This window comes from Streptomyces sp. NPDC085900, assembly GCF_044540925.1.
In the GTDB taxonomy this organism is placed as follows: Bacteria; Actinomycetota; Actinomycetes; order Streptomycetales; family Streptomycetaceae; genus Streptomyces; species Streptomyces gilvifuscus.
The window spans coordinates 333,674-347,187 of the sequence record NZ_JBITSP010000003.1; the positions used below are offsets into that span (position 1 = coordinate 333,674).

Sequence of the window (13,514 nt, forward strand, 5' to 3'; positions counted from 1 at the left end):
ACACCCGGCCCGCAGTTCCCCACTCGGCGCTACTCGTACGCCCCGATGTCCTTGATCATGGCGAAGCCGAGGCCGTACGCGCTCATGCCCCTGCCGTACGCGCCCACGTGCACGCCTTCCTGCGTGGACCCGGCGAGCACCCAGCCGAACTCGGACTCGCGGTAGTGGAAGGGCGTGGGCACGCCGTCCACGGGCAGGGAGAGCGTCGACCACTCCGGGCCCTCCAGGTCGTCGGCCAGTGCCCAGGCCGTCTCCGTCTGCTGCTCCAGCCAGTCGTCCCGCAGCGTGTGGTCCATCTGGCCGGGCCACGTGAACGACAGCAGCCCCACGCCCGCCAGCCACGCCGCGGAGGAGACCGACGTGGCCTCCAGCAGGCCGGTGCCGTCCGCGCTCCTGCGGGAGGGGTTCGCGGCGACCGTCACCACGACCGCGAACTTCTCCCGCGGCTCACCGGTGTTGCCCACCTCGTTCTTGACCGAGGGCTCGTCGCCGTGCCCGATCGATCCGTGTTCGACGGCACCGTCGGCCGCCGTTCCGACCTGCATCAGCCAGCGCGGCCCCGTGAAGGCCTCGTCGAGGCCGTACCACGGGAAGGGCGCCTGCAGGTAGCCGTCGACCGTGCGCCGGGCGGAGGGGACGTGTTGTCCACCCTCCGCGGCCGGCGCCTGCGCGACTGCCCGACTCGTCGTCTCCATGTGCCCGGACGCCTCCTCGCTCTCGTCGGACCGAAGCGGCCCGCCCCCCTTCGGGCTGACTCGTCCGGTCCGCACAACAACTCGGCAGCATAGCCACCCCGCTCCGGGCAGCCGGGAAACCGCCCGCCGCGCGGGGCGCCGAGGGGGGCCGGTTCAGGCCCTGGGAGGGCAGGAAGGAGTATGAAACGCGTCACGTACGACGGCTTCGGAGACCCCCGCGGTACGGCTCAGGTGGCGTCCGCGTCGAAGGGCGGACGGTCGTCCTCCTCGGGCTTCTTCGTCATGTCGACGCGCCCGCCCGGGGCCCCGGGGGAACCGTTCGCGGCCGCCGGGGCGGAGTCGGTGTCGTACGTCTGCACCGCCTCCGTGACCTCGGCCATCTCCTTCTTCAGGTCGAAGCCGTTGCGGATCTCCTTGAGCCCCAGGTCGTCGTTGTCCAGCTGCTTGCGGATGAACGTCTTGGGGTTGAGGTCCTCGAACTCGAAGTCCTTGAACTCGGGGCCGAGTTCGGACCGGATGTCCTGCTTGGCGCTCTCCGAGAACTCCCGGATCTTGCGGATGGTCCGCATGACGTCCTGGATGACCTTCGGGAGCTTGTCCGGACCGAAGACGAGCACGGCAAGGACAACGAGCGTGACCAGCTCGAGCGGTCCTACGTCATTGAACACCTGAAGCTCCTAGCGATGTCCTCGGTCCTCGGCCCTCGCGGTCTGTGCGGTCTTCCGTGGTCCGGGCCGGGTCCACGGTACCCGGCCATCCTGTACGACCGGTACCGTCCCGGGGCCTCGGAATGGGGCCGCGTGTGCGGTTTTGGGGGTTGTTTGCCTTGTGGGCGGGGGTTGCGGGGCGCACCTGTGAGCTTGGTGTCAATCAGCCGCTGCCGGAGGAACCGAGCACCAGGGAGATCCGCTTCTCCTTGCCGTCCCGCAGCAGGGTCACTTCCAGGCGGTCGCCGGGACGGTGGGCGCGGGTCTTGACGATCAGTTCCTCGCCGGAGTGGACGCGCTGGCCGTCGACCGCGGTGATGACGTCCCCGGGCTCGATGCCCGCCTTGTCGCCGGGGCCGCCCTTGGTGACGGCGGGGCCGCCGCCGGAGGCCTTCGTGCCGACGCGGGCGCCGTCCCCGCTGTAGCTCATGTCGAGGGTCACGCCGATGACGGGGTGGGTCGCGTGGCCGGTGTTGATGAGCTCCTCGGCGACGCGCTTGGCCTGGTTGACGGGGATGGCGAACCCGAGGCCGATCGAGCCGGCCTGCCCGCTGCCGGAATCCGAGCCGTCGTCGGCGGACCGGATGGCGGAGTTGATGCCGATGACCCGGGCCCGCGAGTCGAGCAGCGGGCCGCCGGAGTTGCCGGGGTTGATCGGCGCGTCGGTCTGCAGGGCGTCGACGTACGACACGTCGGTCCCGTCGGCGCTGTCGCCGCCGGCCGTGATGGGCCGTTCCTTGGCGCTGATGATCCCGGACGTGACCGTGCCCGCCAGGTCGAAGGGGGCGCCGATGGCCACGACGGGGTCGCCGACCTGGACGTTGTCGGAGTTGCCGAGGGGCATCGGCTTGAGCCCGCTCACCCCGCTCACCTTGACCACGGCGAGGTCGTATCCGCTGTCCCGGCCCACGACCGTGGCCTTGGCGGTGTCGCCGCTGTTGAAGGTGACGGTTATCCGGCCGCCGGACTTGGCGGGCTCGACGACGTGGTTGTTGGTGAGGATGTGCCCGAGCCCGTCCAGCACGAAGCCGGTTCCGGTACCGGACTCCTCGGCGCCGGTCACATGCAGGGTCACCACGCTGGGCAGCGCCCGCGCGGCGATCCCGGCCACGCTGTCCGGCGCCCGCCCGGCGGGCTCCTTCCCGGCCTGCGGCAGCTCTACGGCACCCACGCCGCCGTTCCGCTCCAGATACGCCCCGATGACCCCACCGACGCCTCCGGCCACGAGCGCGAGCACCAGTGCCCCCAGCACCAGCACCCTCCGCCCCCGCCGCGGCCCGGCCCCGACCAGCGGCGCGCCGGTCTGCTGGAGCGGGGCGGGGGTGGGGGGCTGAGCCCAGGGATCGTAGTTCCGCCAGGGGTCGGTAGCCGACGGCGACGCCCCGGTCGCCGGGACGGGCGGGCCTTGGTGGACGGCGTCCGCGGGAGACGCCGGGGCCGGGACGGGCGAGCCCGGGTGGACCGCGTCCGCGGGAGACGCCGGGGCCGGGACGGGCGAGCCCGGGTGGACGGCGTCCGCGGGAGACGCCGGGGCCGGGAGGCCTTGGTGGGCGGTGTCCACCGCGAGAGGGGACGCCGGGGTGGGCATGGGCGGTCCCGGGAGGACGGTGCCCGGCGGAGGCGCCGAGGTGGGCTGGGCCTGGTGGGCGGCTTCCGCCGGGAGCGGAGACGCCAGGGTGGGCCGGGTGCCGGCGTCCGGTGGAGGCGGGGCCCCGTGCGGCGTGGGGGTCGTCGTGCCGTGGGCCGGGGTGGCCGCCGGGTGCTGGACGGGGGGAGCCGGGGCCCAGGGGCCGGGCTCGCCGTACGGCGGGGTGCTGTAGGGGTCGGGGTCGTGCAGGGGCTTGCGCAGCTCAACGGGAGGCGTCACGGCCGGGGACCCGACGTTCGGCGGTGTCTCGGCGGGCCGCTCGCCCTCGAGGTCGCCGTCATGCCCTTCCGGACCGGAAGTCGCCTCCGCGGCGACCGGCTCCCGGGGGCGCTGCAACTCGAAGTCGCCGTCGGCCCCCGGCACCGCCGGCCGCTGGAGTTCGAAGTCGCCGTCGGTGTCGGCAGAGGCCTGGCGGCCCGTGCGGTTCCACCACTTCGGCTTCGCCGGCTTCCCCTCGTCCATGCTCTCCCCACAGCTCACCGCGGCACGGCCCGTCTCGGTGGCCGCGGTTCGTCGACTCCGCGCCCGGCTGCCTGCCGTGGGCACGGTCCACCCCGGATTCAACCAGGTTCACGGAGCCGGGTCAGCGGGAGGACGCGGAGGGGGAGGGAGCGGAGTCGGGGTCGGGGACGGGCGCGGCGAGCACCCCGGGGCGGGTCACCTCGGGGACGGCCGACCATGTGGTCAGCGTGAGCGGCGCGGACGCGGTGAGGGGACGTATCAGCGGGGACATCACGGCCGCGCCGGCCACCACCGGGGCGGTCAGCGTGTGCATGGCCTCCGCGGCGGCCGCCGGACGCGGTACTCCCGGCAGCAGCGGGGCGGACACCTCGGTCGGGGCCACCGGGGTGTCACCGAGCGAGGTCTGGCCCTGCTGGGCGAGGAGGGGGCCCACGCCCCGGCGCCGCTGGCTCTCGGGGGCCGTCGTGGCTCCCGAGCCCGGCGTGCGCGCCGGTGTCACGTTGCTGCCGGCGCCCGTGCCGCCGCGCGCGTCCGCGGCGGCGTCGGTCGGCGTGCCGGTCGTGACACCGCCCAGCGCGATCGCGGCGAGCGACACCGCGCCGGCGGCGACGAACGCGAACCGCATGCCGCGCGAGGACGGACGGTCGTTCTCGTGACGGCTGACGTCGTGGATACGGAATCCCCGGCCGGCGTCACGCGGGGCGGAGGCGGGCAGGGCGGGCGCGTGCGACCCCGGCCCCGAGGGGACGTAGTCGAAGGCGAAGCGGTCACCGCGCTTCAGGCCGAAGACCCCCGTCGCCGCCGGGCCCTGGAGGCGTCCGGACAGTCCCGCGAATCCACCCCCGTCGAACGGCGAGCCACCGCCGTCCGGGTCACCTCCTCCGGGAAGCCCCTGGAGTCGGGCCAGGAAGCTCTCGGACGGGGGCGGCGGGGCCGCCTCCGCGAAGACGTTCTTCAGTCGGCGCTGCGCGTCCGCCTCCGCCTTGCACTTGGCGCAGGTGGCCAGGTGGGCGAGGACCCGCTCGCGCGTCTCATGCCCGAGCTCTCCGTCCACCAGGGCGGAGAGTCGGTCTCCCAGATGCTGTTCGGCCAGGCGGCGTTCCGCCGGGTTGGGTCGTGATCCACTCACGCGGTCGCGCCCCCTCCCCCCAGAGCGGCCACCCGGGGCACGAAGGAGCGGCGCTCGGCCGCCCTGGCCTCGGGGGAACGGTGCGCGAGGGCCTTGCGCAGCTGCGAACGGCCGCGGTGGATCCGGGAACGGACCGTGCCGAGCTTGACGCCCAGGGTCGCGGCGATCTCCTCGTACGACAGTCCTTCGATGTCGCACAGGACGACCGCGGCGCGGAACTCGGGCGCGAGGGTGTCCAGGGCCTGCTGGACGTCCGCGTCGAAGTGGGCGTCGTTGAAGATCTGCTGGGGGTTGGGCTCGCGGCTGGGCAGCCGCTCGGCCGCGTCCTCGCCGAGCGCGTCGAAGCGGATGCGCTGCTTGCGGCGGACCATGTCCAGGAAGAGGTTGGTGGTGATGCGGTGCAGCCAGCCCTCGAAGGTGCCCGGCGTGTACGTCGACAGGGAGCGGAAGACGCGGACGAAGACCTCCTGCGTGAGGTCCTCGGCGTCGTGCTGGTTGCCGGTCAGGCGGTAGGCGAGCCGGTAGACCCGGCCGCTGTGCATGCTGACGATCTCCTCCCAGGTGGGCGGAGTCCACGCCTGCCCGTCCGCGTCGGTGGAGAAAGTCGCGGTCTGGGCGTGGTCAGCGGCGTGGCTGGGGTCAGCAGCGGTGTCGTTCACGGATTTCGGCCTGCCCGCCGACCCGAGGAAGCGCCGCAGCACTCCACCCCGATCCCCGTTGGGCGCGGCCGCACCTCCCCTGTCATCTCTGGTGGTGTCCAGTGGAGCCCCTACCATAGCCACCTCGCCCGTTAGGACCGGATAAGCGGTTTTACGAGAATTTGATCTGGGCTGATACGGCTCGGCCCGCTGCGTCTGCTGTTGCTCGACGCTCCGCCCGTCGTCGTGATCCAACTGTGTCCCCCCGCCGTCGTCCACACCCCTCTAAACGCCCGGTCCCATCTGCGGGTTCCCGGGCCCAACGGATACAGTCACGCCCAGGCAACCACGGGGACAGGAGAGGGTCATTACCGGCAACCGGCAGACGAGCTGGGCGTTCGCCGACGCCTACGTCGCCGAGGACGAAGTCCTGCGCTGGGCCCGTGACCGGGCCCGTGAGGCGGGGCTGCGCTCGGTGTCGCCCGGCACGGGCGCGGCGCTGCGGTTGCTGGCGGCCTCGGTGGACGCCAAGGCGGTGGCCGAGATCGGCACCGGCACCGGCGTCTCCGGTATCCATCTCCTGCACGGCATGCGCCCGGACGGTGTCCTGACCACGGTCGATCCGGAGCCCGAGCACCAGCAGTTCGCCCGTCAGGCCTTCCGCGCCTCGGGCTTCGCCAGCAACCGGGCGCGCTTCATCCCCGGCCGCGCCCTGGACGTCCTGCCCCGCCTCGCGGACGCCGGCTACGACCTCGTCTTCTGCGACGGCGACCGGCAGGAGGTCATGGACTACCTCGCTGAATCGTTGCGCCTGCTCCGTCCGGGCGGTCTGGTGGTCTTCGAGGGCGTCTTCGCCAACGGCCGCACGGTCGACTCGAGCCCGCAGCCGACCGAGGTGCTGCGGCTGCGGGAGCTGCTGCGCGCGGTGCGCGAGAGCCAGGAACTGGTGCCGTCGCTACTACCCGTGGGCGACGGCCTGCTGTGCGCGGTCAAGCGCTGACCCTGCCGCGAACGGCAGGTGAGGGACGTACGCGCGCCGGGAAAACAGCGACCCCGGCATCGTTTGGATGCCGGGGCGGCTGTAGGGGTATGGTCGCTTCCGCGTCAGCCGACGACCTTCTTGAGGGCGTCGCCGAGCGCGTCGGCCTCGTCAGGGGTCAGCTCGACGACGAGCCGACCGCCGCCTTCGAGCGGAACGCGCATGACGATGCCCCGCCCCTCCTTGGTCACCTCGAGCGGGCCATCACCCGTTCGCGGCTTCATGGCCGCCATGCTCGTTCCCCTTCCTGAAACCAGCTCATCGTCAAAGCCGACGGCCCTGGAGGGCACGCGCGGTCCAGGCGTGGGACTTGGACACGCGACACCGGCATCGAACACATTGCTTCCAAGCCATTATCCCGCATCTCAGGACCCGATGACCAACATCAGTCGGCATCGCTTGGGCAACGCGCGCGAGCAAAACCACCCAATTCGGCGATGTGACTGCGATACTGCGCGACCGCGTGGGTTTCCGGCGGCGAAAAACCCCGCAGAATTCTTTGACGCAGGTCACACGTCCGTTCAGGTCGTACGGCGGTGATCTCCGCCATGCTGTCCTGTGGACAGGGGCGTACCGGCCGGTACGCCCGCAGCCGCGACAGCGGAGGGGACACACCATGGCCGACACCGTGCTCTACGAGGTGAGCGCCGGACTCGCGACGATCACGCTGAACCGCCCCGAGGCGATGAACGCGCTGAACATCGCGACGAAGGTCGCGCTGCGGGAGGCGGTCCAGGAGGCGGCCGGTGACGACGCCGTACGGGCGGTGCTGCTGACCGCCGCCGGTGAGCGGGCGTTCTGCGTGGGCCAGGACCTCAAGGAGCACATCGGGCTGCTGGCGTCGGACCGGGAGACGGGGTCGTCGCACACGATGAGCACGGTGAAGGAGCACTACAACCCGATCGTGCGGGCCCTGGTGAAGATGCCGAAGCCGGTGGTGGCCGGGGTGAACGGGGTGGCCGCGGGCGCGGGCTTCGGGCTGGCGCTCGCCGCGGACTACCGGGTCGTCGCCGACAACGCCGCTTTCAACACGTCCTTCGCCGGGGTGGCGCTGACCGCCGACTCCGGGATCTCGTGGACGTTGCCGCGGGTCGTCGGGCCCGGCCGCGCCGCCGATCTGCTGCTCTTCCCGCGGAGCATCACCGCGCAGGAGGCCCAGGAGCTCGGCATCGTGAACCGTCTGGTGCCGGCCGGTGAGTTCCGTGCCGAGGTCGAGAAGGTGGCGCGGGCCCTGGCGGAGGGGCCGACGGTGGCGTACGGGGCGATCAAGGAGTCCCTTGCCTACGCACTGTCCCACTCCCTCCAGGAGAGCCTGGAGAAGGAGGACGAGCTGCAGACCCGGGCGGGGAAGTCCGAGGACCACGTCATCGCGGTGCAGGCGTTCGTCAACAAGGAGAAGCCGAAGTACCTGGGCCGCTGATCCCCGCCCGCGCCCTCACGCGAGGCGTGCGACGCACGCCTCCAGGTGGTCGTCGACCAGGCCGCACGCCTGCATGAGGGCGTATGCCGTGGTCGGGCCCACGAAGCGCAGGCCCCTCTTCTTCAGGGCCTTGGACAGGACCGTCGATTCCGGTGTGACGGCCTGGACGTCCGCGAGCGTCCTCGGGGCCGGCCCCGGCTCCGGGGCGTGGGACCAGATCAGTTCGTCCAGCTCGCCCGGCGCCCACTCGGCCAGTACGCGCGCGTTCGACAGGGTCGCGTCGATCTTGGCGGCGTTGCGGATGATGCCGGCGTCGAGGAGCAGCCGGGCGCGGTCGGACTCGGTGAAGGCGGCGACCTTCCCGATCCTGAAGTCGGCGAAGGCGGCGCGGAAGCCGGGACGGCGGCGGAGGATGGTGATCCAGGACAGGCCGGACTGGAAGGCCTCCAGGCTGAGGCGTTCGAAGAGGGCGTCGTCGCCGTGGACCGGGCGGCCCCACTCCTCGTCGTGGTAGGCCACGTAGTCCTCGGTGGACAGGGCCCAGGGGCAGCGCAGCGCGCCGTCCGGGCCGGCGATGGCGGCGCCGTCGGTCACCGCTGCTCCCCCTGCTCGTGCGACGGCTTCTCCATGGAGATGTGCGGGGCGTGGGCCGCCGCCCGGGCGCCCGCAAGGGCCGACTCCAGGTCGGCGATGCGGGCGTCGCGCTCGGAGAGTTCGGCCGCGAGCCGGTTGAGGGCGTCGTCGACGTCCGCCATGCGGTAGCCGCGGGCGGCGAGGGGGAAGCGGAGGGCGTCGATGTCCGCCCGGCCCACCGGGCGGTCCAGCGGCAACGGGTCCCGCAGCCGGTCCGGGGCCGCCTCGGGCAACGGGCCCTCGCCCTCGCCGCCGCCCACCACGGCCAGGGTGACCGCGGCGACCACGACGGCGAGAGCGACGACCAGGAACAAGAACATAACCATCGCGGTGGTCCCCACGCTCGGTGTCAGGAAGCTCGACGAGCCTCGTGTGTCAGGGTCCGATCGTGCCATGCGAGTCTGACAGTTAGGGTCGCAGACGGCCGAAAGGCCAGGACACCCAGGTCGTACTACGAGAGGTCACAGCGGATGCTCAGGCTGGGCGGGCGTGAGTTCGAGGCGCACGAGCCGGTGATCATGGCGATCGTGAACCGGACTCCGGACTCCTTCTACGACCAGGGCGCGACGTTCCTCGACGAGCCCGCCCTCGCGCGCGTGGAGCACGCGGTGGCCGAGGGGGCCGCCATCGTCGACATCGGGGGTGTGAAGGCCGGGCCGGGCGAGGAGGTGACCGCCGAGGAGGAGGCGCGGCGGACCGTCGGGTTCGTGGCGGAGGTGCGGCGGCGGTTCCCCGACGTCGTGATCAGCGTCGACACCTGGCGGGCCGAGGTCGGCGAGGCCGTGTGCGAGGCGGGGGCGGACCTGCTGAACGACGCGTGGGGCGGTGTGGACCCGGGGCTCGCGGAGGTGGCGGCCCGGCACGGGGCGGGGCTGGTGTGCACGCACGCGGGGGGCGCGCAGCCCCGGACGCGGCCGCACCGGGTGACGTACGACGACGTCATGGCGGACATCCTGCGGGTGACGCTCGGGCTTGCGGAGCGGGCGGTGGCGCTGGGGGTGCCGCGGGAGTCCGTGCTGATCGATCCCGGGCACGACTTCGGGAAGAACACGCGGCACAGCCTGGAGGCGACACGGCGGCTGGGCGAGATGGTCGACACCGGCTGGCCCGTGCTCGTCTCGCTGTCCAACAAGGACTTCGTGGGCGAGACGCTGGACAAGCCGGTGAAGGAGCGGGTGGTGGGCACGCTGGCCACCACCGCCGTCTCCGCGTGGCTGGGGGCACAGGTGTACCGGGTGCACGAGGTCGCGGAGACCCGTCAGGTGCTGGACATGGTGGCGTCGATCGCGGGGCACCGCCCGCCCGCGGTGGCCCGGCGGGGGCTGGCGTAGCCCCCGCACTCGATCTCCGGCCCGGCGCGACCTAGCGGCCCGCCTCCTTGGAGACCAGGGCCACGGCCTCCTCCACCTCGTCCGTCACGTGGAAGAGGAGCAGGTCCGAGTCGGACGCCTTGCCCTGGGCGATCAGCGTGTTCTTCAGCCAGTCGACGAGGCCGCCCCAGTACTCGGTGCCGAACAGGACGATGGGGAAGCGGGTGACCTTCTGGGTCTGGACGAGGGTGAGGGCCTCGAAGAGCTCGTCGAGGGTGCCGAGGCCGCCGGGCAGTACGACGAAGCCCTGCGCGTACTTGACGAACATCATCTTCCGGACGAAGAAGTAGCGGAAGTTCAGGCCGATGTCGACGTAGGGGTTGAGGCCCTGCTCGAAGGGGAGCTCGATCCCGAGGCCCACCGAGGTGCCGCCCGCCTCGCACGCGCCCTTGTTGGCGGCCTCCATGGCGCCCGGGCCGCCGCCGGTGATGACCGCCCAGCCGGCCTCGACGAGCGCGCTGCCCAGCCGCACGCCCGCTTCGTACTCGGGCGAGTCGACGGGTGTGCGGGCCGAGCCGAAGACGCTGATCGCGGGCGGGAGTTCGGCCAGGGTGCCGAAGCCCTCGATGAACTCCGACTGGATGCGCAGCACACGCCAGGGGTCGGTGTGCACCCAGTCCGAGGGGCCGCCCGCGTCCAGCAGCCGCTGGTCGGTGGTGCTGGACGTCACCTGGCCCCGCCTCCGGAGGACGGGGCCCAGGCGCTGCTCGTCCGGTGGCACCTTCTTGCCCTCGGGGTTCCCGGTAGCCATATGCGCTCCCTCCACTTGCGGGTGTTTCCACCTCAGCGTAGGTCTACGCGGGTTACGGAGGAGGGACCTCAGCGTGTCAGCCAGTTGCGCAGGCGTTCCTCACCGGCGAGGATCTTGGCGGTTTCCACCCGTTCGTCCCGCTTGTGCGCCAAATGCGGGTTTCCGGGGCCGTAGTTGACCGCCGGGACGCCGAGGGCCGAGAAGCGGCTCACGTCCGTCCAGCCGTACTTCGGCATCGGGGTGCCGCCGACGGCCTCGATGAAGGCCGCCGCCGCCGGGTGGGAGAGGCCGGGCAGGGCGCCGGGGCTGTGGTCGTCGATCACGAACTCCTCGACGCCGCAGTCCGCGAAGACCTCGCGGACGTGCGCGATCGCCTCCTGCTCCGTGCGGTCGGGCGCGTAGCGGAAGTTCACGGTCACGACGCACTCGTCGGGGATGACGTTGCCGGCCACCCCGCCCGAGACGCCCACCGCGTTCAGGCCCTCGCGGTACTCCAGGCCGTCGATCACCGGGTTGCGCGGCTCGTACGCGGCGAGCTTCGCGAGGATCGGCGCCGCCGCGTGGATCGCGTTGGAGCCCATCCAGGCGCGCGCGGAGTGGGCGCGCTCGCCCTTCGTCTTCAGCAGCACCCGCAGCGTGCCCTGGCACCCGCCCTCGACCTGGCCGTCCGACGGCTCCAGCAGCACCGCGAAGTCGCCCGCCAGCCACTCCGGGTGGGTCTCGGCGACGTGCCGGAGGCCGTTGAGCTCGGCCTGGACCTCCTCGTTGTCGTAGAAGACGAAGGTCAGGTCGCGGTTGGGGGCCGGGACCGTGGCCGCGATGCGCAGCTGGACCGCCACCCCGGACTTCATGTCACAGGTGCCGCAGCCCCACAGGACGCCGTCCTCGTCCAGCCGCGAGGGCAGGTTGTCCGCGATGGGGACCGTGTCGATGTGGCCGGCGAGGATCACCCGCTCCGGGCGCCCCAGGTCCGTCCTGGCCACAACGTTGTTGCCGTGGCGGTCGACCGTGAGGTGGGGCAGGGCGCGCAGGGCGCTCTCGATCGCGTCGGCGAGAGGCTTCTCGGTGCCGCTCTCGGAGGGGAAGTCGACGAGCTGCGCGGTGAGCTCGGCGGCGTTCAGAGTGAGGTCAAGTGGGCTGTCGGCCATGGCCTCGACCCTAACCCGCCGGGCGCCGGCCACCGGCCCGTACCGGGCGCCGTGGCCCGAAGGCGCCTCGGCTACCTTGTACGGCGTGCCGGAGCCGTCATCCACCCTCAAGCGCCGTGGCCGCCTCGTGCGAATCGGGGCGGCGCTCGTGGTCCTGCTCGCCCTCGCGGGCTACCTCGTCGTGCAGTACGTCACCGGAGGCCACGGGCCGGGCTGCAAGGTGGTCTCGGGCAGACAGGACGGCGAGGAGTACGAGTTCACTCCGGAGCAGGCGGTGAACGCAGCGACGATCGCCGCCGTGGGCACCGGACGCGGCATGCCCGAGCGGGCGGTGGCCATCGCACTGGCGACCTCGATCCAGGAGTCGGGGCTGCGCAACATCGAGCACGGCGACCGGGACTCGATCGGTCTCTTCCAGCAGCGTCCCTCGCAGGGCTGGGGCACGAAGAAGCAGATCCTGGACCCGTCGTACGCGGCGAACATCTTCTACGAGCACCTCGCCAAGGTGCCGGACTACACGAAGCTGCCGCTGACCGTGGCCGCCCAGCGCGTGCAGCGCAGCGGCTTCCCGGAGGCGTACGCCAAGCACGAGCCGGACGCCACGCTGCTCGCGGCAGCCCTCACCGGGTACTCGCCGGCCACGCTGACCTGCCAGGGCCGGGTGGACGCCGACACGGTGCGGGTGGCCGGGCCGGACGCGGTACGGGCCGCTCTCGTACGGGACTTCGGCCGCGACGTGCTGCAGCCGGCCGGCGCCGAGGTGGGCGGCGGTACGCCGGCGTCCTCGCCGGCTCCGAGCGCGAGCGCGCGGACGGTCACGCTGCCCGTGGACGCCGGCGCCGGCCCCGCCAAGGGGCGCACGGCGCAGCGGCGCGGCTGGCAGCTGGCGCACTGGGCCGTGGCCAACGCCACCGCCCTGCACATCGAGCGCGTCTCGTTCGGCGGGCGTGAGTGGGTCGCCGGGAACACCGACAGCCAATGGCGCACGACCGGTGCGGCCGGCCCCGACGGGTCGGAAAAGGGCGCGGGAGCCGTCCGAATCGTCACTGGGCAGTAGTACGGGGATTCACCCGGGCGAGTTAGCCGAAGGCCGTCGGCACGGTGCTGTGGGCAGGTTTTCGCGCCGTCACCCTCGCAACTGCAAAAACCGTTGGGAACAAAGGGCGGGAAGGATTCCGCACACTTTCGGACCGGGGGACCTTTGCCCGGGTTTATCCGCAGCCGATAATGCGACGCATTGCCAACTCTTTACGTTTGTGCTCCGCAACCTTCGCGGGCTTCGAGCGGTAGTCACTGCGTCCGAGCCCGGACGATCAACATTCAGTCGATCAACAGGAGCATCATGTCCCTCCCCCTGACCCGTCGGATCGCCCGTGCCGCGCTGCTCGTCGCAGCGGGAGCGGCTGCCGGGGTAGGTGCGGCCGGCTCCGCGAGCGCGGCCACCGAACTGCCCTCCACCCCGAGCCTCGGCGGGCTGACCGCCCTGGACGGCGCGAACGTCGGCAACACTGCCGACGGGGCGACGCAGCACGTCACCGGGCTCGCGGGCGACGCCGGCAGCAAGGCGGTCAAGCAGGCGGTGCCCGCCGCCGGCAAGACCGGCGCACAGGCCGTGAAGAAGGCGACGCCCGCCGCGCAGAAGACCGCGGGCCAGGCCGCGGGGTCGGCCGGGGGCCTGCTCGGCGACACGGCCAAGACGGCGACCAAGGGCGGGCTGCCGACCGACTCGGTGGCCAAGGGCGGCGGCCTGCCGTCGGCCCAGACGCTGCCGCTGAAGGGACTGCCGGTCGGCTGACGCCGCCGCGCGCCGGAGGGGCTCAGGGTGATTCCCTGGGCCCCTTCTCGTCGTGTGCCGGGTGCGGATCCGTGGGGGC

15 protein-coding genes are annotated in these 13,514 nt (G+C 72.4%); 5 read left to right on the forward strand and 10 right to left on the reverse strand.

Annotated features, from left to right (window positions below; translation table 11 throughout):
- Nucleotides 1-29: 29 nt before the first annotated feature.
- From ACIGDI_RS10905 to sigE, 5 genes are all read right to left on the reverse strand, one after another.
- Nucleotides 30-695 carry a hypothetical protein gene (locus ACIGDI_RS10905; protein WP_200704437.1) on the reverse strand — a complete coding sequence of 222 codons (666 nt, stop codon included), beginning with the start codon at nucleotides 693-695 and terminating at the stop codon, nucleotides 30-32.
- Between the two features lie 227 nt (nucleotides 696-922).
- Nucleotides 923-1,363: a sec-independent translocase gene (locus ACIGDI_RS10910; RefSeq protein ID WP_399893736.1), complete on the reverse strand. Its 441-nt coding sequence runs from the start codon at nucleotides 1,361-1,363 to the stop codon at nucleotides 923-925.
- A gap of 202 nt (nucleotides 1,364-1,565) precedes the next feature.
- Nucleotides 1,566-3,512 carry a trypsin-like peptidase domain-containing protein gene (locus ACIGDI_RS10915; protein WP_399893739.1) on the reverse strand — a complete coding sequence of 649 codons (1,947 nt, stop codon included), beginning with the start codon at nucleotides 3,510-3,512 and terminating at the stop codon, nucleotides 1,566-1,568.
- A 121-nt stretch (nucleotides 3,513-3,633) separates the two neighbouring features.
- Nucleotides 3,634-4,641, reverse strand: coding sequence for an anti-sigma factor family protein (locus ACIGDI_RS10920; protein WP_399893742.1), 1,008 nt, complete (start codon nucleotides 4,639-4,641; stop codon nucleotides 3,634-3,636).
- Nucleotides 4,638-5,342 (reverse strand): RNA polymerase sigma factor SigE, encoded by a 705-nt coding sequence (gene sigE / locus ACIGDI_RS10925; RefSeq protein ID WP_351474699.1) that lies wholly within the window; start codon nucleotides 5,340-5,342, stop codon nucleotides 4,638-4,640. Before sigE ends, ACIGDI_RS10920 begins: the two co-directional genes overlap by 4 nt.
- 238 nt (nucleotides 5,343-5,580) lie before the next feature.
- Between sigE and ACIGDI_RS10930 the strand changes: the two genes are divergently transcribed.
- Nucleotides 5,581-6,279, forward strand: coding sequence for an O-methyltransferase (locus tag ACIGDI_RS10930; RefSeq protein WP_307825810.1), 699 nt, complete (start codon nucleotides 5,581-5,583; stop codon nucleotides 6,277-6,279).
- A 104-nt stretch (nucleotides 6,280-6,383) separates the two neighbouring features.
- Here ACIGDI_RS10930 and ACIGDI_RS10935 read toward each other — a convergent pair whose 3' ends face one another.
- Entirely contained in the window at nucleotides 6,384-6,551 is a 168-nt protein-coding gene (locus tag ACIGDI_RS10935) for a DUF3117 domain-containing protein (protein WP_003966491.1), read from the reverse strand.
- Nucleotides 6,552-6,934: 383 nt separating this feature from the next.
- On the opposite strand from ACIGDI_RS10935, the gene ACIGDI_RS10940 reads away from it, so the two are divergent.
- Nucleotides 6,935-7,738, forward strand: a complete 804-nt coding sequence (locus tag ACIGDI_RS10940; protein ID WP_399893747.1) for an enoyl-CoA hydratase/isomerase family protein — start codon at nucleotides 6,935-6,937, stop codon at nucleotides 7,736-7,738.
- A gap of 15 nt (nucleotides 7,739-7,753) precedes the next feature.
- On the opposite strand, the gene ACIGDI_RS10945 is transcribed toward ACIGDI_RS10940, so the two are convergent.
- Both ACIGDI_RS10945 and ACIGDI_RS10950 read right to left on the reverse strand, forming a co-directional pair.
- The gene (locus tag ACIGDI_RS10945; RefSeq protein WP_399893750.1) at nucleotides 7,754-8,332 is read right to left on the reverse strand and encodes a DNA-3-methyladenine glycosylase I; all 579 of its coding nucleotides are present in this window, start codon (nucleotides 8,330-8,332) and stop codon (nucleotides 7,754-7,756) included.
- On the reverse strand, nucleotides 8,329-8,697 hold the full coding sequence (locus ACIGDI_RS10950) for a DivIVA domain-containing protein (RefSeq protein WP_399893753.1): 369 nt from the start codon (nucleotides 8,695-8,697) through the stop codon (nucleotides 8,329-8,331). The genes ACIGDI_RS10945 and ACIGDI_RS10950 overlap by 4 nt, the downstream gene beginning before the upstream one ends.
- Before the next feature lie 144 nt (nucleotides 8,698-8,841).
- Between ACIGDI_RS10950 and folP the strand changes: the two genes are divergently transcribed.
- Nucleotides 8,842-9,702, forward strand: a complete 861-nt coding sequence (gene folP, locus ACIGDI_RS10955) for a dihydropteroate synthase (RefSeq protein WP_399893756.1) — start codon at nucleotides 8,842-8,844, stop codon at nucleotides 9,700-9,702.
- A gap of 31 nt (nucleotides 9,703-9,733) precedes the next feature.
- On the opposite strand, the gene ACIGDI_RS10960 is transcribed toward folP, so the two are convergent.
- Nucleotides 9,734-10,492 (reverse strand): TIGR00730 family Rossman fold protein, encoded by a 759-nt coding sequence (locus ACIGDI_RS10960; protein WP_399893759.1) that lies wholly within the window; start codon nucleotides 10,490-10,492, stop codon nucleotides 9,734-9,736.
- Nucleotides 10,493-10,560: 68 nt separating this feature from the next.
- Entirely contained in the window at nucleotides 10,561-11,640 is a 1,080-nt protein-coding gene (gene dapE, locus ACIGDI_RS10965) for a succinyl-diaminopimelate desuccinylase (RefSeq protein WP_399893762.1), read from the reverse strand.
- 85 nt (nucleotides 11,641-11,725) lie between these two features.
- On the opposite strand from dapE, the gene ACIGDI_RS10970 reads away from it, so the two are divergent.
- Both ACIGDI_RS10970 and ACIGDI_RS10975 read left to right on the forward strand, forming a co-directional pair.
- A complete protein-coding gene (locus ACIGDI_RS10970) occupies nucleotides 11,726-12,697 on the forward strand; it encodes a heavy metal transporter (RefSeq protein ID WP_399893765.1) in 972 nt (323 codons plus the stop codon).
- A gap of 285 nt (nucleotides 12,698-12,982) precedes the next feature.
- Nucleotides 12,983-13,435 (forward strand): ATP-binding protein, encoded by a 453-nt coding sequence (locus ACIGDI_RS10975; RefSeq protein ID WP_399893768.1) that lies wholly within the window; start codon nucleotides 12,983-12,985, stop codon nucleotides 13,433-13,435.
- The last annotated feature ends 79 nt before the right edge of the window (nucleotides 13,436-13,514 follow it).

What these genes read in the sequence shown, in the direction of transcription:
- ACIGDI_RS10905 (WP_200704437.1), bottom strand. Translation starts at nt 695, where the DNA reads ATGGAGACGACGAGTCGGGCAGTCGCGCAGGCGCCGGCCGCGGAGGGT.
- ACIGDI_RS10915 (WP_399893739.1), bottom strand. Translation starts at nt 3,512, where the DNA reads ATGGACGAGGGGAAGCCGGCGAAGCCGAAGTGGTGGAACCGCACGGGC.
- ACIGDI_RS10935 (WP_003966491.1), bottom strand. Translation starts at nt 6,551, where the DNA reads ATGGCGGCCATGAAGCCGCGAACGGGTGATGGCCCGCTCGAGGTGACC.
- ACIGDI_RS10940 (WP_399893747.1), top strand. Translation starts at nt 6,935, where the DNA reads ATGGCCGACACCGTGCTCTACGAGGTGAGCGCCGGACTCGCGACGATC.
- ACIGDI_RS10950 (WP_399893753.1), bottom strand. Translation starts at nt 8,697, where the DNA reads ATGGTTATGTTCTTGTTCCTGGTCGTCGCTCTCGCCGTCGTGGTCGCC.
- folP (WP_399893756.1), top strand. Translation starts at nt 8,842, where the DNA reads ATGCTCAGGCTGGGCGGGCGTGAGTTCGAGGCGCACGAGCCGGTGATC.
- ACIGDI_RS10960 (WP_399893759.1), bottom strand. Translation starts at nt 10,492, where the DNA reads ATGGCTACCGGGAACCCCGAGGGCAAGAAGGTGCCACCGGACGAGCAG.
- dapE (WP_399893762.1), bottom strand. Translation starts at nt 11,640, where the DNA reads ATGGCCGACAGCCCACTTGACCTCACTCTGAACGCCGCCGAGCTCACC.
- ACIGDI_RS10975 (WP_399893768.1), top strand. Translation starts at nt 12,983, where the DNA reads ATGTCCCTCCCCCTGACCCGTCGGATCGCCCGTGCCGCGCTGCTCGTC.